Origin of the sequence: Thiospirochaeta perfilievii, from assembly GCF_008329945.1 — a bacterium.
Classification (GTDB): domain Bacteria; phylum Spirochaetota; class Spirochaetia; order DSM-2461; family DSM-2461; genus Thiospirochaeta; species Thiospirochaeta perfilievii.
In genome coordinates, this window is record NZ_CP035807.1 from 2,068,148 (window position 1) to 2,089,271 (window position 21,124).

Genomic DNA, 21,124 nt, shown 5'->3' on the forward strand with positions numbered 1-21,124 from the left:
ATTGATTAATAGGCCTCCATCCCATATCTTACTTTTATGAATAGTGATTTTTTACCAATTAATAGATTCGAGATGGAAAAACTTGGCTGGGATAGGCCAGATTTTGTAGTTGTTACTGGGGCTACCTATGTGGACCATCCCTCTTTTGGAACTGCAATTATTAGTCGAATTCTAGAAAATATGGGGTTTAAAGTTGCAATTTTAGCACTTCCTGACTGGAAGAGTTTAGATAGTTTTAAGGAGTTTGGGAAACCCCGTTTTGCATTTTTAATAAATGGTGGAAATATGGACTCTATGGTAAGTAACTATACCGCATCTAAAAAACCAAGAAAAACCGATGTTTATGCCCCTGGAAATGTTCCAGGGTTAAGACCTGATCGTGCGTCTATTGTCTACTCCGCAGCCATAAAGCAGGTATATAAAAAGGTTCCAATTATTTTAGGTGGAATTGAAGCCTCCCTTAGAAGAATGGCCCATTACGACTACTGGAGTAATAAGGTTAGGCGATCCATAATATTAGACTCAAAGGCTGATCTTGTTATATATGGTATGGGGGAGCGGCAAATTCTAGAGATTGGAAAAAGGTTTAAAGAGGGGATGTCAATTAAACAGATGAAAGATATCCCAGGAACACTCTATAGAACCCATAGTAAACCGGAATTTAATGCTATATATCTTCCAACCTTTAAAGAGATAATTGATAGTAAAAAAAAGTTTGCAGAGTCGTTTAAAATACAGCATACAAATACTGACCCATTTAATGGAAGTCCTTTAGTTGAGGGATATCCAGGAGAGTGGGTTGTACAAAATATCCCTAGTAAACCCCTGTTAGAAGAGGAGTTAGACTGGGTTCATGAGTTACCTTATAAAAGGGATTACCACCCATCCTACAAGAGTCGGGGAGGTATAAAAGCAATTGAAGAGGTTAAGTTTAGCTTAATAAGTAATCGAGGTTGTTATGGTGGTTGTAGTTTTTGTGCGCTAACCTTTCACCAAGGTCGTATTGTTAGGTCAAGAAGCCACGAATCTATAATTAAAGAAGCTATAGAGATTACAAAACAACCTGATTTTAAAGGGTATATCCATGATGTTGGAGGACCTACAGCTAACTTTACTAAAAGAGCATGTTTTAAACAGGAGAGTAGAGGAGCCTGTCCAACAAAGCAGTGTCTTGCACCTGAACCCTGTAAGTTATTAGAAGTTGATCATTCAGACTATTTAAAGTTGTTACGGGAATTAAGATCCCTTGATGGCGTAAAAAAAGTCTTTATTAGATCTGGTATTCGTTTTGACTATTTAATGTTAGATAAGGATGAGACATTTTTTAAGGAGTTAGTTGAACACCATATTAGTGGACAATTAAAAGTAGCTCCTGAACATATCTCTGATAACGTATTAAGACTTATGGGTAAACCGGGAAATAGGGTTTTTTCAAACTTTTCAAAAAGATATAAGGAGATTAATGAGGAGTTGGGGAAAGACCAGTATCTAGTTCCATATTTTATCTCTTCCCATCCTGGGTCAACCCTAAAAGATGCCATAGAGCTTGCAGAGTATTTAAGAGATACAGGTTTAAGATCGGACCAAGTACAGGACTTTATACCAACCCCTGGAACCCTTTCTACTGCTATGTACTATTCAGGATATGATCCTGTTACAATGAAACCTGTAAAAAGTGAAATGAGTCCCCATGAAAAAGCGATGCAAAGGGCTCTGTTACAGTATAAAAAACCTCAAAATAGAGAGTTAGTTCGAGAGGCTTTAATCCTTTGTAAGAGGGAAGACTTAATAGGTAGAGGGGAAAAATGTCTGATACCTTTAGCGAGTAAAGGTAGTAAGAAAAAGTTTAGGCGTTAATGTTTATTTGAAGTTCAAACTCTCCATGGGGTGTATTAAATGGTATAGCTATAATATCCCCCTTGGCTGGCCAAACTATTGTATGGTTTGTTCCCTGTATAGTAAATGGTACAGTAACATCAATTTTTCCTAGATCTTTGATTAGGTTTAGGGCATTTCCACATATTATATTGGCGAACTCACCAACCATACCTGTAATCATGTTTGTTATTTCCGATGAATTACTACCAACCATCTTCGATTCATTAAGTAGTTTAAATGCTAGGGTTCTCTTTAGACGTATTACAAAAATACCTTCAAGTCCGCCCATTATACCAACTACAGCGGATATTTCCCATTTATGGAGCTCTAAATCCTTAACTATATAGGCCTTTCCATAGGATGGTGTGAAGTTAAACATATCTCTAAACATGTTAATAGTATATAAAACAAATGGCTTTATCATATTTGCTGTCATTGGACTAAGTATAATATATAAAATTATATTCTGCCATACATAGTACAGCTGTTGTATTCTGAATATTTATAAAATCCCCTTCTCTGGTAGTAGTCTGCAACCCAACTATATTTATCCGTGGTTAAGTAGAGGACTTTGCAACCTCTGCTCTTTGCAATGGATACTGCAGATTTCATTATAGCCTCTCCTACTCTTTTAGTTCTAAACTCTTTTAATACTTCAAAATCTTCAAGCTTAACAACATTATCCTTAAAAAAAAGTTCACAGCTACCAAGAAATGCTCCATTTTTACTATATACAACAGTCTCTATCTCCCTTGTATAGAACTTTATCTTAATCCATCTTTTTATATATCTGTAACTAAACTTAATACCAATATTCTGTTTTTTATGAAGCTTATAAAGCCGCTTTTTATCCTGTGGGGTCACAGGAAAGCAGTGGCTATCTGCAAATTCACTTTTACATAGGCTTAAATCTAAAATAAATAGGGAGTGGGTATTAAAGTTGAAGTCTGACAATTCTGGAATCTCTCCAGAGTTCGCTGACTCTGGATCAAAAACAAAACGAAGTAGTCTTCGCTTTTCATTTAAAAATTTATCCCTCTCTTTTAGAACAATGTTTTTTACCCTATCTATTTGTACACCTTTTTTTATAAAAATGTAGTTTTGTTGGGGAATGTCCGGGGTAATATTATCAATATATTTTGTATAGTATCTATATTTTTCAATATTTGAAGTTAGTTTAGTATACTCATCCTCAATATTTTTAATTCTATCTAATAATTCCATACATATAATTGTAATCTAAAAAAGCTCTGGCTGCTTATTAAAAGCAACTGTTTCAAAATCTTTCTCTATAAATGGGAGTATACTATCGGCTATAGGCTTTAATTGTTTATCAATATAGTGATCATAATCTAGGTTGGTAGTTTTCATGGAGAGAGGAGTTGGTCCATCAACACTTATGACATACTCAATATCTCTTATATGTTTTCCCTCATCACCTAACTTTAGAGCTGCTTTTACCTGGGGTGGAATAATCTTTGTATATTCAGATACTGGTTTTGTTAACTTTTTTTTATATACTAGCTTGTTATCTAGTTTTCCACTTTTTAGGTTGTTAATGGTTTCCTTTATAAAAGAATCAACTTCTAACTCCTGAAAAATTAGACTAAAAAGTGTGTATTGGAACTCCTTTGCAAGTTCTGTCCAGTCGGATCTAACAAACTCTAGGCCTGTAAAAGATAGTTTTTCTCCATTTGCTGTGTTTAATAGTCCAGCATATCTCTTTTTTGCTCCAGCCTTACTTCCCCTTAAGCCTGGTAGGAAAAACTTACTAAAATACTTCTCATACTCGATTTCTAACTTAGAGTCTACTCTAAACTCTCTCTCTAGGTATTTAGAAATATAACTATTTATATCGTTGGTAATACTCTCTGCAACGCTATTATACCTGGCTTTTTCCACCTCTTTTAACTGGAGAAAAATAGAGTCTGTATCCCCGTATATAACTAGATATCCCTTTTTTTCAAGATACTCCCTTGTAAGATTTAGCAACCACTGTCCACTTCCTGTTATTCCTAGGGATAGGTCTGGATTGTAGAACCTTGAAAGAGGTGTTCCCATTACTCCATAGAAGCTGTTCATTAATATTTTAATTGATTGGGCAAGATGGGGATTTCCATCTTTTTTTGCAGATGCCCTTTTTTCCATTAAATCTTTTATATAGAGGGGAAGAATGTGTTGTGTTCTAGAAAATTCAATATTTACAGGAGTATTTACTGGGTCTATTGTAGATAAAATTCGGGATAGGGGGTCTATAAAAAATGTCCTAATTAGGGAGGGATAGAGGCTTTTAAAATCTAATACAATAATTGAGTCATAAAAACCTGGGGTACTATTAAAAACTAAACCTCCACTACCAGGAGGTGTTCCCTCATCCTCTTTTGTATCAGGTGCAACAAAACCTTTTCTGTGTATAAGGGGAAGTAGTAGAAAGTCAAAGGCTGCAACTGAAAGTCCAACTCTATCCATTGTTAACCCTGAAGTCAAAGCTCTAGTATGGGTTAAATCTATTATGTCTAATTTCTTGAATATATCTGAAACCAGGGTACAATCCAATAGATTATAATGGGCAAGAGCTTTTTTATCCTCTCTAAACCTTCGCTCTATTTCATCTACCTTTCCAGACCCGGTTATATCCTTTCCTACTCCTAAAACTTCCTTGGCAACTGTTTCTAATTTATAGTTATCAAAGGTATAAAAAGCACCTCTAAGGGTTGGAGGTCCATCAATAACAACTCTACCATTTATAAAACAGTTCCAGTTATTATTTTGATTCTTCCTTATGGTTGGAGGTGTGTTATCCCTACCAATACTGAATTTTATATTAAAATAATTTGTTCTTCTCTCTATAAAGTCCAGGTCAAATCCAATTACATGCCATCCGATTATTATATCTGGATCATAGGATTTAAAACGAGAAATAAAGGTTCTTAGTAAACTCTCTTCATCTTCTATATATGTAATATAACTATCTTGCTCCCCATTTTTTTTTGTAGAATCCCGCATTAGAACTTCTTTAATCTCTCCATTTATAGATGTTCCATGTAGGCCGATGGAGTAGATTGTTCCATCCCTTCCTGTTTCGATATCAAAAGATAGTATTTTAAAGTTAGGGGTATATAAGGCTTTGCTAATTCTTGGGTTTTTAAACTCAAAAAGATCTTCTTTTTTAGTAGAGAGTCCATCTATTTGCACACTACCGTATATAAAACGCTCCATAAGGTATCTCTCTTCAGGGAGAACATCGCTTTCGTAGCAGTTAAAGCCTCTATCTTTAAGAATCTTTTTACCATTAAATAGATCGTTGTAGTTATTAAAGTATAGGGCATCTACATCTAGGAAATTGAAGGATTTAAGGTTTACCTCTTTTCTTTGGCTATATAGAACGTCCTTTGGCAGTTTTGTAAATCTATCAATAAAAAATAGACTAGGGCTGTTATCAACAATAATAGTAAAAGAACCCTCTTCACCTACACCAGTATAAATTAGTGTGGTTAAACCATTTATGTTCCTTCTTTGTCTAGTTAAAATATATCCTAAAATATCCTAGTCCTTTTGGTAAACCCTTCTATGCCTTTGGTTCCAATGTCCCATTATCTCTGTTGTACTAGTAACACTTACAAATGAGTTCATATCAACACTGTAAATGAAGTCTTTAAGTTTTGCTAGACGAATAGCAGGGATTACTGTGTATATAACAGGGGTTGGATCTCTATAGTATGAGCCTTCTCCATGTAGTAGTGTTGCTCCACGATTCTGACTATGTAGATACTCTACTATCTCTTCGTGTTCTGTTGAAACAATCATAACAGATAGTCTATTTTCAAATCCAGCAATTACTTTTTCCGCAACACCGGAACTGATAAACATCCCAATTAGGGAGTACATTCCCTTGTAAGGCTCGAAAATAATAGAAGCAAAGCCCACTATGACTACATTAATTAAAAATAGTGTTGTTCCTAGGTTTATTGATATTTTCCTCTTAATTACTGCACTTATAATATCTGTACCACCAAAGCTTGCTCTATTTTTAAATACAATACCTAAACCAACCCCTGTGAAAAGCCCCCCATAGACAGCGGCTAGAATTTCATGGGGAATATAGAGGCAACCTACTAACCCAGAGGTAAGGTGAATAAAAAATGAGAATGATGTCATTCCTACTAAACTAGAAATTATAAAGTGTTTATCTAGGTTTCTGTATCCCATAATGAATATTGGAATATTGATTATTACAATTAAAATAGCAGGGGTTATATCAAAAAAATGAGTTAGAATGAAGGCTATTCCACCAACACCTCCCCCAAGAAAATCGTTTGGAATAAAAAAAACATTAAATCCTAGAGCATAAATTAAGCCACCAATGATAATGTTTATCATTCTTAAAAGGTAGAGTCTTAAACTTGGTATATCTTTTAAAATCATAAATTGTAGGATAGGGGTAATTCAACTATTTGTAAACTAATTACAATCTAATATAGTCATCTTTAATTACCTTATCAATTTGATTTGGTTCTAAAAATTTTCTTGCATAATCCATATATAACTCTTGGTTTACAAAAATATCAAAGAGGTCGGGATCTATGTGGTTTTTATCCCTCATTGATGCCAAAATCCTCATTGCTTCACTAAGAGATTTTCCTTTTTTATATGGCCTGTCATAGGCAGTTAAAGCTTCAAAAATATCTGCAATAGCCATCATTCTTGCTCCAAGGGACATCTCATCCCTTTTTAACCCGTTAGGATAACCTGTTCCATCCATTTTTTCATGGTGGCCTCCAGCAATTTCAGGTACATTTTTAAGGTTTTTAGGGTAGGGTAGCTCTTTTAACATCTCAATTGTTACAGATACATGACTATTTATTACATCCCTCTCTTCTTTAGTTAGAGTTCCGTGGGTTATTGTTAAGTTTTTTACTTCATCATCTGTTAATAGAGGTTGCTCCTGGCCATTGTGTATCCACTTCATTTGGCTAATTTTAACGACTCTGTCTATTAGATCCTGTGACATAAATTCACTTCCAATATTTGTCTTTTTTAAGAAAGTTATATCATCATCTATCTTTCTTATTTTTTCCTCAAAAGCTTTTTTATCGCTATTACTCTGTTTAGATTTTAAAAATGTTATCTCAGCATCCCTTTTCAATACTTCAAACCTATACTCTACTTGAGTAATCCGGTCATGTATTGTTTCTAGTTTAGTTGCTTTATCTACAACGTATTCAGGTATAGTTACCTTTCCGGCATCGTGTAGCCATGAAGCAATGTGCAGTTCATAGAGTTCTTCGTTGTTAAGGTTTATATCCTTATAAATTCCATTGTCTGTTTTATTAACAGCATCAGCAATTGCCATTGTTAACACAGGGACTCTTTGGCAGTGTCCCCCTGTATAGGGAGACTTTTTATCAATTGCTCCCGCTATAACCTTTATGAAGGATTCAAATAGTGTTCTTAAATCTTGTACTAGATTTTTATTTGTAAGTGTTATTGCTGCCTGGCTCGCCAATGCAGAGACGATACTCTCTGAATGGGGGTTAAAAGGAATAATTTCGTTACTAATGTCATCCCTTGCATTTATTAACTGTAGTACTCCAATAATTTCATCTTCGTGGTTTCTTAAAGGGAGTGTTAAAAAAGATTTTGACCTATAGTTTGTCATTTTATCAAAGGCCCTAGTTCCACTAAAATCAAATCCTTCTGCTTTATATGCATCTGGTATATTTATTATCTCTCCTGTTAAGGCTACATAGGGGGCAATTTGTGTTATATTGGGGTTTCCGTTATCATCATGTAGTTTTAGGTTTGGAAAAGTAACCTTCTCCTTAGAAGAACCTCCCATATGAATGTTTAAGGAGTCTGTCATAACAATCTCAAAACTAATCTCGTTGTTATTTTCCTTCATATAAAGGGTTCCCCCATCAGCATTTGATAGGGTCTTTGCCTCGATCAATATCATCTCTAATAGTTTGTTTCTATCTTTTTCCTTTGATAGTGCAATACTTATATTTGTAAGTTTTCTTATATCTTTCTCAAGAGTTTTTATATGCAGTGTCTGAGATTGAGCTTCTAAATCCCTATTCATATTTTAAATATTAGTTCTATACAAGACCTTGGTCAATGATTATAAGCCCTGTTAATCATTGTCTTTAATAGTATTTATTATTATTATTTAGGCCATGGGGATATTTAAACATGTAAAAGAGTTTCTTAGGCAAAACAGGCTTAGGTATTTAATTGGGGTTATTTTATTAGTAGGTGTAGACCTATTACAGCTTATAACACCATTAATTACAGGTAGTTTTGTAGATGCCATTGGATCTGGAAATTTAACAAAAAAATCAATAATAATATATATGGCTTCTGTTATTCTTGTAACTCTGGGTGTTGCCTTAGGGCGTTTTGGATGGAGAATGACAATTATTGGGGTAGCAAAGAAGCTGGAGTATAAACTTAGGGAGATGGTTTTTCATAAGTTAACAGATCTGGATCAAATATATTATAATTCCCATAAAACAGGGGATATTATGGCTAGATGTACCAATGATATTTCAACTGTTCGTCAGGCCTTTGGGCAAGGAACTATTTTAGTTGTAGACTCATTTTTTATGGCAATAATGGCTATAACAATAATGGTAACAAGGGTAAGTCCAACCCTTACTATAATTGCTTTAATTCCCCTACCAATTGTAGCAATAGTTATGACTATTATTACAAAAACAATCGGTAAAAAATTTAAGAGGGTTCAGGAGGCTTTTTCCAATATAAGTGATAGAGCCCAGGAGTCCTTTTCTGGTATTAGAATAATTAAGTCCTTTGTTCAAGAGAAGATTAACCTTCACTTTTTTAATGAGGCTAATAAAGAGAATTTAAACAGATCCTTGGATTTGGTTAAGGTTCAAGGTGTTTTACATCCCTTTGTTGCAACTATAGCTTCGGTATCACTTATAGTAACAATTTTTTATGGTGGGAATTTAGTAATAGATCAGGTTATCACTCTTGGTGAGTTGGTTAGCTTTATTGCTCTAATAGGTATGATGACCTGGCCTATGATGGCATTGGGCTTTATGTTTACACTAATTCAGAGAGGTAAAGTTTCTCTTAACAGAATTAATGAGATTTTAGACTCTAAAAGCAGTGTGGATATGGAAGTTGATGGTCTGGATCTGCTTAACTCCTCATTAGAGGTTAAAAATCTATCATTTAAGTATCCAGGTACAAATAACTATGTTCTTAAGAACATCTCTTTTAAGATAGATTCAGGTTCATCCCTAGCAATTGTAGGGCATACGGGAGCCGGTAAATCAACTTTAGTTGAACTCTTATTAAAAACTTATACAGTACCAAATGGAACAATTTTTATTGGAGGGGTGGATATTAATTATCTCTCTGTAGATAAATTAAGAAGTCGAATAGGTTATGTGCCCCAAAGTAGTTTTCTTTTTTCAAAATCAATTAAACAAAATATAGGCTTTAATACCCATGATATTAATGAGGAACGAGTTAAAGAGATGTCAAAGGTCTCTATGGTATATGATGAGATTGAATCCCTGGATAAAAAATTTGAGACAGAGTTAGGGGAGAGGGGGGTAAACCTCTCTGGGGGGCAAAAACAGCGAATAGCAATTGCCCGAGCTTTTTACAAGTCTCCTGGGATTATTATATTAGATGACTCTTTATCAGCAGTTGATACAAAGACTGAGGAGAGGATCTTGCATCATGTAAGGGAAGAGTTAATGGATAAGACTGCTGTTTTAATATCCCATAGGATTTCAACTGTAAAGGATGTCGATCACATTGTGGTTCTTAAGGATGGTTATATTATTGAAGAGGGAAGCCACCAAAAGCTTATTACATTAAATGGTTACTACAACGGTTTATATGAGAAACAGCAACTAGAAGAGAAGATATTGGAAGAGTAATGGGAATAAAAAAAGAAGAAAAGATAGAAAGATCTGCAGATATAAACATAATAAAAAGACTCTACCCCTATATTAAAAAACAAGCACTAGTATTTGTAACATGCCTTTTTCTTATAGGTGCTATTACTGGAATAGACCTACTTGTTCCCTATTTAACAAAAGTAGCAATAGATCAGAGTATTGGGGCATTTGACTCCCCAATTGTTAAAGTTGATGGAAGATTTGTAAAACTAGGTCTAGACGAAGAACTTGGAGATAGAGAGGTTTATAGGTTAGAAAAAGATGGTGATGGAATTTATTTAGTTTCTAATGAGTATAGGAAAATTCTAGATTTTAAAGAGTATCTTGATTTAAGGGCTAATGATAAGAGCCAATTAAAAAAGATAGCAGTTATAATGTTTACTCTTTTTATTGTTAACTTTATCTTTAACTTTGCAAATGTCTACTTGCTTAACTTTGCTAGCCAAAAAATAATATATGTATTAAGGAGTGATCTATATAGTCATATATTAAAACTCTCACTTAGCTTTTTTGATAAAAATCCTGTTGGGCGCCTGGTAACAAGGGTTACCAGTGATATGGATAACATATCCAAACTATTTACAGATGTTTTAATCTCAGTAATTAAAGATATTTTCCTAATTGTAGGAACAGTTATTGTTATGTTAACATTAAATTGGCGTTTAGGATTGGTGGCTATGATCTCCCTTCCTCTAGTTATTTTTATATCCTTCGTTTTTAGGCATTATGCAAGGATAATCCAGAGAGAGGTAAAGGTTAAACTAGCTAAAATAAACGCCTACCTTGCCGAGAGTATCAATGGTATGAAGGTTATTCAGATTTTTAATAGGGAAGATCTAACAATTAAAGAGTTTGATGAACAAAATGTTGATTATTTTAACTCTTCAATTGATGAAACCCGGGTTTATGCCCTCTTTAGGCCTGGAATACACCTAATGTCTGGAATATCCCTAGGTTTTATTCTTTTATATGGTGGATTCTCTTCTTTGGAAGGCAGTCTAGAAATTGGTGTCCTAGTTGCTTTTTTCCAATATATTAATCACCTTTTTAGGCCTATATCTAGTCTTGCCGAAAAGTTTAATATTTTCCAATCCTCCATGGCTTCATGTGAAAGAGTTTTTATATTGATGGATGAGGATATTGAGATTTTAAATAATAAAAAAACTATAAGTCCCTATGATACTAGGGGGGAAATAGTCCTTGAAAATGTCTTTTTCTCATATATTCCTGGGGAACCAGTAATAAAGGGTATAAATCTAGATATTAATCCAGGTGATACTGTCGCTTTAGTTGGTGCAACAGGGTCAGGTAAAACCACAATAACTTCTCTAATTAGTAGGCTCTATGATATAGATTCAGGATCAATAAAGTTAGATGGTGTAGATATTCGCGATATGGATAAACATGAACTTAGAAGAAGAATTGCAGTAGTTTTACAGGATGTATTTTTATTTTCTGGAGATATTAAAGGAAACATAAATTTAAATAATAATGAGATAGGTTTCGATCGGGTATTAGAGGCTTCCGAGTATGTAAATGCCCACAAGTTTGTAAAAAAACTTCCTAAAAAGTATGACCATGAGGTTAGGGAGAGGGGAGCTACATTTTCTTCTGGTGAAAAACAATTAATCTCCTTTGCTAGAGCCCTTGCTTTCAATCCAGATATTTTAATTCTAGACGAAGCTACTTCTAGCATCGACACAGAAACTGAAGCTCTAATTCAGGATGCAATAGAGAAGTTAATAAAGGATCGGACTACAATTATAGTTGCCCATAGGCTCTCTACAATTAAACATGCTGATAAGATTGTTGTTTTACATAAGGGTGAAATTAAAGAGGTTGGTAAGCATGACGAGCTTCTTAGAAAAAAGGGGATGTATTACGACCTATATAAATTACAGGTAGAAGCGCTTTAAATAGCTTCTAATTATTCTGTTTTTTACTAAGGTTTAACCCTCTCTTTTATTATTGTCTTCTATATAAATACACGATACAATCATATTATGGCTAAAATTAGGATTCGAACTCAGTTTTTATCACTTTTCATGATTATTGGTTTAATACCACTATTTATTATTTCAGCGCTCTTTTTTTGCAAACATCCGATATTCTTCTAGAAAATTCAAAAGAGCACCTATCTACAATACAGGGGATCAGGATTGATGCCTTAAAGGATGATATTGAACATCGCCTTTCAGAGTTTGATTCTCTGCTCTCAAATAATATAGTAACTGACTTTTTCTCTAATAATCTGATAGATGAAGGCGAAGATTTCTCAACTTATGATGAGTACTTTTCTAAATTTCTATTAACAAATAATTTTTACAATGTATATATTATGGGAACAGAGAAAGAGAGTATTTTATACAGTTTTAAAAATGAGAAGGGTTCTTATAAATCATCAGGGCTTAGTAGAGTTTGGAGTGATGCTATTGGTTCTACAGAGATTGTTATGGAGGATTTTGATAAATTTAATCCTTCTATGGCCATGCAATCCGCTTTTTTAGGAAAGAGTTTTAGGGATGATGATGGTACTATTCTAGGAGTTGTTGTTCTACAAATAACTGAGGACTTTATTAATACTATTTTAAAATCAAGGGAGGGTTTAGGAGATACAGGGGAGTCTTATATTATCTCTTATGATCCTTCAGAGCCTGATAGATATACCTTTAGAAGTAATATGAAAACTATGGGGAATGGAAAGTATGAGATAGGATATACATGGACTCATGCTCCATTAAACTACTGGATAGACGCATTTTCATCAGGAATTACTGGAGATTTTGGAGAGTATGTTGATAGTGAGGGTAAAAAAGTTCTTGCTATTTACAATAAAATAGATGTCCCATGGCTAGAGTGGTATTTAATAACAAAGGTTGATAAGTATGAAGTTTTATCAAGTTTAAATAGTGTTTTACTAAGAACTATCCTTGTATCGTTTTTTATTCTTATCATAATTGCAATACTATCCATATATTTTTCCGCAAAACTTACTGACCCAATAATTAAGGGGGCGGAGTTTGCAAAGGATATCTCCCATGGTAATTATAACTCTAATTTAGATGTTCATAGAAGCGATGAAATTGGGGTATTAGCCCGTGCATTAAAGGATATGGGCCGAAAACTAAAAGAACAGTCCTGGTTAAGGTTAGGGAAAGAGGGATTAGATGATGCCCTACGTGGCGAACACGATGTGCGTAGTATGGGGACAAAATTTATATCATTTATGGTTAAACACTTAGATGCCCAACTTGGAGCTCTCTATCTAGTTGATGAGAGCAATGATAAACAGCTTATCCTTAGCTCTTCATACGCCTTTAGTGATAGGAAAGGGAATTTTAATAAAATAACAATTGGAGAGGGGTTAGTTGGTCAGGCAGCCTTTGAAAAAAATGAGATAGTATATACCCATGTCCCTACAGATTCACCAGAGTTTAACTACGGTGTATCTTCTATGATTCCGACCTGTTATATTGCTACTCCTATTGTCTATGAGGATGAGTTACTTGGTGTCTCTTTAATTGGAGTAACAGTTCCAGTTACAACACTACAGAGAAAGTTTATATCTAATATTAGGGATAGTATTGGAATATTAATAAATAGTGCAAAATCAAGTACAGTAATTCAGGATCTACTGTTAGATGCTCAGATAAAACAGGAAGAGCTAAGGGTAAGTAATGAAGAGTTAGAACAACAGACTGAAGCGCTAAAAGAGTCTGAAAAGGATCTTCAAGCCCAACAAGAGGAGCTAAGGGTTACAAATGAAGAGTTAGAAGAGCGAACTGATGCTCTAGAGAAACAGCGAAAAATAATGAAGGATAAAAATAAAGAACTAGAAATAATTGGGAGAGACTTAGAGAGTAAAGCTCAGGATCTAGAGAGAGCCAGCCAATATAAATCTGAATTTTTAGCAAATATGTCCCATGAGTTAAGAACACCTCTTAATAGTATTCTTATTTTATCCCAACTTATTTCAAATAATAAACAGGGTAATTTAGATGAGAAACAGATAAAGTCTGCAAAGGCTATAAACTCCTCAGGGGAGGATCTATTAAGGCTGATAAATGAGATCTTAGATCTTAGTAAAGTTGAATCTGGGAAAGTTGATATAAATCCTGAATTAATGACATTAGAGTCTTTAAAAGAGGATATGGATAGGGTCTATAATCCTACTGCAGAGCAGAAACAGATCTCCTTTAATATTAATATTGATAAAAACCTCCCACAGACAATTATAACGGACCCTCATAGATTGCAACAAGTTCTAAAGAATCTATTAACAAATGCTTTTAAGTTTACTGAATCCAATGGAACAGTTTCTTTGAATATGAATAAAGATGGGGATAACATAGTCTTTTCTGTAACTGATAACGGAATTGGTATACCTGAGGATAAACAAGATGCAGTTTTTGAAGCATTTAAACAAGCTGATGGAAGTACTAGTCGTAAGTATGGAGGAACAGGATTAGGTCTATCTATATCCAAAGAGTTAGCTAAACTTTTAGGTGGAGATATAACATTAAAAAGCCAGGAGGGTAAGGGTAGTACTTTTAGTATCACTCTGCCTATTAAAGAGGGCTGTAGCTCTCCAGTTATTGTTGATGAGAAAAAAAACACCTTAGTTGAAATACATATAAAAGATGATAGGGAAGGGGTTAACCTAGATACAAAAACTCTTTTAATAATAGAAGATGATGTTAACTTTGCAGCTATATTAAAAGAACAGGCCCATGATAGAGGTTTTAAAGTTCTTATCGCTGAGGATGGGGAGACTGGACTACACTTTGCTGATTATTATAGACCCTGTGGAATAATTTTAGATTTAGGTCTCCCTGGGATCGATGGACTCTCTGTTATGGAGAGATTAAAAAATGATCCAGAATTACGCCACATCCCTGTACATATAATGTCTGGTAATGAAGAGAAAATTCCTGCCTTGCAAATGGGGGCTATAGGTTTTATGTTGAAACCTGTAACCATAGATGGTATTGGTGATGCTTTTAAAAAGATTGAAGATACCATTTCAGCGAAGCTTCATAAACTACTTATTATTGAAGACGATGATATTCAGAGGGATAGTATAAAAGAGTTAATTAGTGGTAGTGATGTTGAGATAACAGGGGTTGGAAGTGGAGAAGAGGCTTATACAATTTTAAAAAATCAAAAATTTGACTGTGTTGTTCTAGATCTTGGATTACAAGATATGTCAGGGTATGAACTCCTTGATAGGATAAATAGGGATAGAGAGATTTCACAAACACCTATTATCATTTATACAGGAAGAGACCTCTCCCCTGAAGAGGAGTTACGATTAAAGAGGTATGCAGAGAGTATTATTATTAAAGGTGTTAAATCCCCCGAGAGATTATTAGAAGAGTCTTCCCTCTTTTTACATAGGGTTAACTCCGACCTGCCTGAAGAACAAAAAGAGATTATGAATAAAAATAGTAGAAGAGAAGAGGTTTTAACTGGTAAAAATATCCTAATAGTGGATGATGATATGAGAAATATCTTTGCATTATCAAACATCTTAGAAGATAAGGATATTAATGTAATAGTTGCTCGAGATGGACTTGAAAGTATCGATAAAATAAATGAAAACCCTACTATTGATTTAGTTCTAATGGATATAATGATGCCAAAGATGGATGGCTATGAAGCTATTAATAGAATAAGAAAAATTAGAAATAGAGAGACTCTTCCGATAATTGCTTTAACAGCTAATGCTATGAAGGGGGATAGAAATAAGTGTATAGATGCTGGTGCTAACGATTATTTAGCAAAACCTGTTGATAACGGTAAACTCCTCTCTATGTTAAGGGTGTGGCTATATTAGTGGAAAGTGATCGAGAGTTAGTTGAAAATGAAGATATTGAAGTTGAGTTAGTTTTAGATGCGTTATTGAAAAAAAGCGATTATGATTATAGAAATTACTCAAGGTCTCATATAAAAAGAAGATTGAGCCATAGGTTAACTGTTAGTGGTTATAATCGATACTCGGATATGATCCCTGATATTATCTATAATCCCCAATTCTTAAATAAGTTACTATCCGATCTGTCAATTAATGTTACTGAGATGTTTAGAGATCCCTCCTTTTTCCTTGAGTTAAAGGATAAAATATTTCCATATATTAAGACTTATCCCTTTGTTAAAATTTGGCATGCAGGGTGTAGTTCTGGTCAAGAAGTATACTCTATGGCTATATTGTTAAGTGAGGATAATCTTTATGAAAAGTCACAAATTTATGCTACGGACTTTAATAGAGAAATTCTAGATGTTGCAAAGAGAGCCATCTATCCTATTGATACTATAAAAAAATATACAAATAACTACCAACAAGGTGGAGGACAAAACTCATTCGCCGATTATTATATAGCCGATTATGACTCTGCAGCAATAATACCCTCTCTTAAAAAAAATGTACTTTTTTCATTTCATAATCTTGTTACTGATGGAATATTTGGCGAGATGCATGTTATTGTTTGTAGAAACGTTCTTATTTATTTTGACAAAGAGCTACAAAACAGTGTTTTAAAACTTTTCTATGAGAGTCTTGTCCCTGGTGGATTTTTATGTCTTGGCTCAAAAGAGTCTATAAGGTTCTCAGAAGTAGAGAAACTATTTGAGGTTGTCTCTTCATCAGAGAAGATTTTTAGAAAAAGAGTTTGTTAAAATGGCAAAATATGACGTTATTGTAGTAGGGGCTTCTGCAGGTGGCCTAAGTGCCTTGGAAAAAATATTAAGTGGTCTAGAAAAGGATTTTTCTATTCCTATTATAATTGTTCAGCATTTAAGTCCAGATAGTGGGGATTCAATTCTTTCACTATTAAAGAAGTACTCTGTTATAGAGCTATCAGAGCCCTGTGATAAAGAGGTTATATTAAATAACCATGTTTATTTGGCTCCTGCAGATTATCACATTATGGTTGAAAAGGATAAGACCTTTAGTTTGATTCTAGGACCTAAGGAGAATTATTGTAGACCAGCAATAGATGTGTTATTTGAAACAGCAGCAGAAGTGTTTTTTGATAAAACATTAGGAATACTATTAACAGGAGCAAATACCGATGGAACAAAGGGTTGTATAGCTATTAAGAAGTTTTCTGGGACGGTTATAGTTCAGGACCCAGAGGAAGCAACTATGGCGGTTATGCCTCTTGGAGCTATTAATGCTAATGCTGCAGATTTTGTACTTTCGCTAAAAGAGATAGTGGAAAAGCTGAATTTTTATATTAAGGAGAGTTAATGAATAATCTAAATATTCTAGTTGTTGATGACAAAGAAGAGAATTTATTTACAATGAAACAACTATTGGAATCAGAAGATTTGAATGTAAGTGTTATTTTGGCTCAATCTGGTTTAGAAGCATTAGAGAAAACACTAACCATCGACTTTTCATTAATACTTTTAGATGTGCAGATGCCCGAGATGAATGGTTATGAGACCGCAGAACTATTAAGAGGAAGTAAAAGGACTAAGTTCATTCCTATCATCTTTGTTACAGCTAATAGTAGGGAAGAGAATAATATTTTTAAGGGGTATGAGAGTGGTGCGGTAGATTACCTCTTTAAACCAATAAACCCAATTGTATTGCTAAGTAAAATTCGTGTTTTTATAGATCTAGGTCTACAAAAAATTGAGTTAGAAGATAAAACTAAAATTTTAGATCAAAAAATTAAAGAGTTAGAATCCCTTAAGAGTGAGTTAGAGCATAAGAATATAGCCCTTGAACAATTAACTATGGAGGATGGGCTTACATCCCTTGGGAATAGAAGATGTTTAGACCTAACTTTAGATTCAGAGTGGCAAAGAGGATTAAGATCTAAACAACCACTATCCCTTGTAATGATAGATATAGACCATTTTAAATTATATAACGATACATATGGACACCAAGAGGGTGATATCTGCCTTAAAAGAGTGGCAAGTGCACTAAAATCTACACTTAAAAGGCAGTGTGATATTGTTGCCCGGTATGGAGGTGAAGAGTTTATCGCTGTACTACCGGATACAGACCTGGAGGGTGCTGTTTTAGTTGCAGAGAGAATGAGGCAGGCTGTAGATAGTTTGGGGATTTCCCATAGTTCTTCCCTCACCCTAGACCATGTAACTGTTAGTCTAGGTGTTTCCACTGTTATTCCTGTTGCCACCTCTATGTCAGGTTTTCTAATTAAAGCTGTAGATAAGGCACTATATAAAGCGAAAGAGAGTGGTCGAAACCAGGTCTCAATAGAGAAGGATGTAACTGTTCTAAGTTAATATCTTCTTTTTTATCATTTTAAACAGTAGAGAGAGTAAATAGGTTGTCCCTGCTATAACAATAATGACTGGTCCAGATGGTGTATCAGTTAGGTAGCTAACACCAATACCAGTTACAGAAAATATTGTAGTTAATATAATTGTTGTTAAAATAATTGGAGCTAACCTTTTATGAAATAGTCCACTAATTGCTGATGGAATTGTTAGTAGTGCAATAACCATAACAATTCCAACAATTGTAGTCATTAAAACCACTGTAATTGCTGTTAGTATTAGTATTAAGAAGTAGTAAAAGTTGGGACTTCCCCCTCTAATAGCAGTATACTCTTCATCAAAACTAGATGCCTGTAACTTATTAAAAAATAGAATTCCAACAATAATTACAATAATATCCAATATGGATACAAGGTATAGGTCCGTATAGGATACAATTAGAATATTTCCAAATAGATAACTCATAGGATCTGTATAACCTGTTGTTTTAGAGATAAAAAGCAGACCCACAGCCATTCCTACAGCCCAAATTGCACCAATAACCGAGTCTTCTCTCTCATTTGCATATATCTTTACTAGGCCAATAATTATAGCTGAGATTATTGCTGCAATAAAGGCACCAAGGGTTGGGTGTAACCAATGCCATGAGTATACCTCCTGGGCATATAAGGCGAATCCTATTCCTGCTAGAACCGAGTGACTAATTGCACCTGCTATATAACTTATTTTACGTATAACAACAAATGTTCCAATTACACCAAAGGAGATGCTTGATAGTACCCCTATTATTAATGCATTTCGCAAAAATGGTAGGGATGGGTTTAAAAGTGCATATATTAATTCAGTCATGTATTTCCTCTACTTTTGTTTGGTGTTTTACTACTTTTACAGCTCTTCCAAAAAGGCTCTCTATGGAGTTTAGTTCTAAATTACCTGTAGGGTGAATTTTAACTTCTTTGTTAACACATATTACCTTTTTAACGTTATCTGAAACAAATGTAAGGTCATGGCTGATTAGAATAATTGTCTTGGTCTTATTTAACTTAAATAGAAGTTCGTATAGCCTATTCTCTGTAGCTGTATCTATATTAGATGTTGGCTCATCTAAAATTAGTACTTTAGGATTAGAAATAATAGCCCTAGCTATTAACACCCTTTGTCTCTGTCCCCCAGATAGTTCTGAGAAGTGTCTGTTTTCGAAGCCCTCTAGCTCAACACTTTTTAGTGCTTCTAGTGCAGCTTTTCTATGTTTGGGTTTGTAAAATAACATTCCTGCTGTTAAAACACCCATTAATACTACATCCATAACGTTTATAGGAAAGTCTAGGTCAAAGTTAGAGTATTGTGGAACATAACCAACGCTTCCCCTGGCCTTTACTGGTGTTTCTCCAAATATTGTTATATATCCCTCTGTTGGTTTTAACAGACCTAAAATAAGTTTAGCCAGGGTTGATTTTCCACCACCATTTGGTCCTACAAAACATGTAAAACTGCCCTTTTCTATATGGAAATGGGCATTCTCTAATACTAGGTCGTTTTTATATTTAAAACTTACGTTTTCTACACGTATTTCATTATTTGCTTTACTGTTACTCAATTTTTATTCCTTTATTATAACTTTAATATAAGACTATTCAGCAGAAAAGGCTATAATGCAAAAGTAAATTGTAAGGAGAATGAAAGTCCACCTCTTATGTAGTTCTCTGCTGATGAACCAGTAATTTCATTTGCTATATTATTTATAGAATCTCTGGAGAAGTCAAAAAATGGAAGAATCTGGTTTAAGTTAGTTTCGATTTCAATATTGTTTTTAAGTTTAATATTATGGGATATTGAAATATTTACTATGTTTAAATGATTATAATTAAAATCATAAGTAGTTAAAGGTGATATATAGAGTGTTTTGGGAAATAGGGAAAAGGACATATTTTTATAAAAATAGTTGAAACCTTTGAAGTTTGTATACAACCTGTTATATTTAAAACTAAAATCAAAGTTACCAATTTTTGTCTGTTTTATGTATTTTGATTTAAAACCACTATTATACAGTGTTATATTAGGTAGATAGGCAAAGATACGTCTATAATATAAAAAACTAGTTTTTTTAATTAGATGTTCTGTACTCATAAATAAATTAACACTATCAAGAGTATAAAAATCCTGGGTTATTCCTAAACTAAGGTTTTTAATACTAGATTCTAACCCTATCTTTGATATGGATATTTTAGAGTCTGTTGTTGTGCCTCCAAAGATCTCTCTATCCATAAAAATATTCTGCTTTTTTATACCAAAGCTATAACTTTCTTGAGTTGCCGACAGGGATAACTTAGTTCTATTAAAATTCAATTGGGTTTTTAATTTTAAAGAATAATCTGAAGTGAGGTTAATGTTAAAACCAATCTCATTGTTACTCTTTTCTGGTTTAAGGATAAGATCCTTTTTTGAAAAGGATAGATTAAAATCAATTTTTTTACCTCTAGTTTTAAAAAAGAATGAAAAACCACTCCATTCAGGGTTAATTAATAAAGTATAACTATCAAAAAGTGAGATCGAATTATTCATTTTACTGTTAATCAAACTTGAGCCAATAGAAATGATATTATTAATTGGGATGTCGATTAAAAATGATAAATCTACTCCCTCGGAATATGACAGACTTATCCATGAATCAAGAAACCTTGCTGTCACCTTTGGTGTTAATTTATTAAATTTAGCCTCTATTGTATCACTATTAATAGTAAAATAATCGAGTTTCTCCACATCCATATTATTAATCTTTCCATTAAAATTATCTTGGAATAGTGTTAGTGACAGTTCAAAGTCTTTATCAATATAATTTGTTGTAGCACTAATAGAGTTCTTGTATATATCTGCCTCAAAATCACTATTTTTTAAAGATAGAATATAGTTGAAATCCTCTTTTAGGGATATAGAACTATCAAATGAGAACACCTTTATAATAAAAATAAAAAAAAATGGAATAATTAAAGATTTTCTGTATAACATCTGCTAATATTATACCATACCGAAATTAAAATATATTCAAAAGG

At 33.6% G+C, this 21,124-nt stretch carries 15 protein-coding genes; 7 read left to right on the top strand and 8 right to left on the bottom strand.

Features of this window, described 5'->3' with window-relative positions; translation table 11 throughout:
• Positions 1–36: 36 nt before the first annotated feature.
• Positions 37–1,857 carry a YgiQ family radical SAM protein gene (locus EW093_RS09435; RefSeq protein ID WP_149568160.1) on the top strand — a complete coding sequence of 607 codons (1,821 nt, stop codon included), beginning with the start codon at positions 37–39 and terminating at the stop codon, positions 1,855–1,857.
• Here the strand turns inward: EW093_RS09435 and EW093_RS09440 are convergent.
• Genes EW093_RS09440 through EW093_RS09460 form a run of 5 tightly spaced genes read right to left on the bottom strand, consistent with a single transcriptional unit; the run spans position 1,847 to position 7,960 of the window.
• Complete coding sequence (locus EW093_RS09440) at positions 1,847–2,314, bottom strand: chemotaxis protein CheX (RefSeq protein ID WP_149568161.1); 468 nt, start codon at positions 2,312–2,314, stop codon at positions 1,847–1,849. The genes EW093_RS09435 and EW093_RS09440 overlap by 11 nt on opposite strands.
• 23 nt (positions 2,315–2,337) lie before the next feature.
• Positions 2,338–3,102, bottom strand: coding sequence for a GNAT family N-acetyltransferase (locus EW093_RS09445; protein ID WP_149568162.1), 765 nt, complete (start codon positions 3,100–3,102; stop codon positions 2,338–2,340).
• 15 nt (positions 3,103–3,117) lie between these two features.
• Entirely contained in the window at positions 3,118–5,421 is a 2,304-nt protein-coding gene (locus tag EW093_RS09450; protein WP_149568163.1) for a DNA polymerase II, read from the bottom strand.
• A 3-nt stretch (positions 5,422–5,424) separates the two neighbouring features.
• Positions 5,425–6,303 carry a YitT family protein gene (locus EW093_RS09455; protein WP_149568164.1) on the bottom strand — a complete coding sequence of 293 codons (879 nt, stop codon included), beginning with the start codon at positions 6,301–6,303 and terminating at the stop codon, positions 5,425–5,427.
• A 40-nt stretch (positions 6,304–6,343) separates the two neighbouring features.
• Positions 6,344–7,960: an HD domain-containing phosphohydrolase gene (locus tag EW093_RS09460; protein WP_149568165.1), complete on the bottom strand. Its 1,617-nt coding sequence runs from the start codon at positions 7,958–7,960 to the stop codon at positions 6,344–6,346.
• 94 nt (positions 7,961–8,054) lie between these two features.
• Here EW093_RS09460 and EW093_RS09465 point away from each other — a divergent pair, with 94 nt between their 5' ends.
• From EW093_RS09465 to EW093_RS09490, 6 genes are all read left to right on the top strand, one after another.
• Positions 8,055–9,797, top strand: a complete 1,743-nt coding sequence (locus EW093_RS09465) for an ABC transporter ATP-binding protein (RefSeq protein ID WP_149568166.1) — start codon at positions 8,055–8,057, stop codon at positions 9,795–9,797.
• Positions 9,797–11,734 carry an ABC transporter ATP-binding protein gene (locus EW093_RS09470; RefSeq protein ID WP_149568167.1) on the top strand — a complete coding sequence of 646 codons (1,938 nt, stop codon included), beginning with the start codon at positions 9,797–9,799 and terminating at the stop codon, positions 11,732–11,734. The genes EW093_RS09465 and EW093_RS09470 overlap by 1 nt, the downstream gene beginning before the upstream one ends.
• A gap of 176 nt (positions 11,735–11,910) precedes the next feature.
• The gene (locus tag EW093_RS09475; protein ID WP_149568168.1) at positions 11,911–15,654 is read left to right on the top strand and encodes a response regulator; all 3,744 of its coding nucleotides are present in this window, start codon (positions 11,911–11,913) and stop codon (positions 15,652–15,654) included.
• Positions 15,654–16,493: a CheR family methyltransferase gene (locus EW093_RS09480; protein WP_149568169.1), complete on the top strand. Its 840-nt coding sequence runs from the start codon at positions 15,654–15,656 to the stop codon at positions 16,491–16,493. Before EW093_RS09475 ends, EW093_RS09480 begins: the two co-directional genes overlap by 1 nt.
• Before the next feature lies 1 nt (position 16,494).
• Entirely contained in the window at positions 16,495–17,067 is a 573-nt protein-coding gene (locus EW093_RS09485; RefSeq protein WP_149568170.1) for a chemotaxis protein CheB, read from the top strand.
• Positions 17,067–18,080, top strand: coding sequence for a GGDEF domain-containing response regulator (locus EW093_RS09490; protein ID WP_149568171.1), 1,014 nt, complete (start codon positions 17,067–17,069; stop codon positions 18,078–18,080). The genes EW093_RS09485 and EW093_RS09490 overlap by 1 nt, the downstream gene beginning before the upstream one ends.
• On the opposite strand, the gene EW093_RS09495 is transcribed toward EW093_RS09490, so the two are convergent.
• From EW093_RS09495 to EW093_RS09505, 3 genes are read right to left on the bottom strand one after another with little or no spacing between them, the layout of a single operon-like run.
• Entirely contained in the window at positions 18,072–18,923 is an 852-nt protein-coding gene (locus EW093_RS09495; protein WP_149568172.1) for a metal ABC transporter permease, read from the bottom strand. The two genes, EW093_RS09490 and EW093_RS09495, sit on opposite strands and share 9 nt — an antisense overlap.
• Complete coding sequence (locus tag EW093_RS09500) at positions 18,916–19,671, bottom strand: metal ABC transporter ATP-binding protein (protein ID WP_149568173.1); 756 nt, start codon at positions 19,669–19,671, stop codon at positions 18,916–18,918. Before EW093_RS09500 ends, EW093_RS09495 begins: the two co-directional genes overlap by 8 nt.
• A gap of 50 nt (positions 19,672–19,721) precedes the next feature.
• A complete protein-coding gene (locus EW093_RS09505; protein ID WP_149568174.1) occupies positions 19,722–21,080 on the bottom strand; it encodes a hypothetical protein in 1,359 nt (452 codons plus the stop codon).
• Positions 21,081–21,124: the final 44 nt, after the last annotated feature.

Bases quoted from the DNA above. Each gene is read 5' to 3' on its own strand.
- EW093_RS09470 (WP_149568167.1), top strand. From the start codon at position 9,797: ATGGGAATAAAAAAAGAAGAAAAGATAGAAAGATCTGCAGATATAAAC.
- EW093_RS09490 (WP_149568171.1), top strand. From the start codon at position 17,067: ATGAATAATCTAAATATTCTAGTTGTTGATGACAAAGAAGAGAATTTA.
- EW093_RS09440 (WP_149568161.1), bottom strand. From the start codon at position 2,314: ATGACAGCAAATATGATAAAGCCATTTGTTTTATATACTATTAACATG.
- EW093_RS09445 (WP_149568162.1), bottom strand. From the start codon at position 3,102: ATGGAATTATTAGATAGAATTAAAAATATTGAGGATGAGTATACTAAA.
- EW093_RS09505 (WP_149568174.1), bottom strand. From the start codon at position 21,080: ATGTTATACAGAAAATCTTTAATTATTCCATTTTTTTTTATTTTTATT.
- EW093_RS09435 (WP_149568160.1), top strand. From the start codon at position 37: ATGAATAGTGATTTTTTACCAATTAATAGATTCGAGATGGAAAAACTT.
- EW093_RS09460 (WP_149568165.1), bottom strand. From the start codon at position 7,960: ATGAATAGGGATTTAGAAGCTCAATCTCAGACACTGCATATAAAAACT.
- EW093_RS09455 (WP_149568164.1), bottom strand. From the start codon at position 6,303: ATGATTTTAAAAGATATACCAAGTTTAAGACTCTACCTTTTAAGAATG.
- EW093_RS09495 (WP_149568172.1), bottom strand. From the start codon at position 18,923: ATGACTGAATTAATATATGCACTTTTAAACCCATCCCTACCATTTTTG.
- EW093_RS09485 (WP_149568170.1), top strand. From the start codon at position 16,495: ATGGCAAAATATGACGTTATTGTAGTAGGGGCTTCTGCAGGTGGCCTA.
- EW093_RS09465 (WP_149568166.1), top strand. From the start codon at position 8,055: ATGGGGATATTTAAACATGTAAAAGAGTTTCTTAGGCAAAACAGGCTT.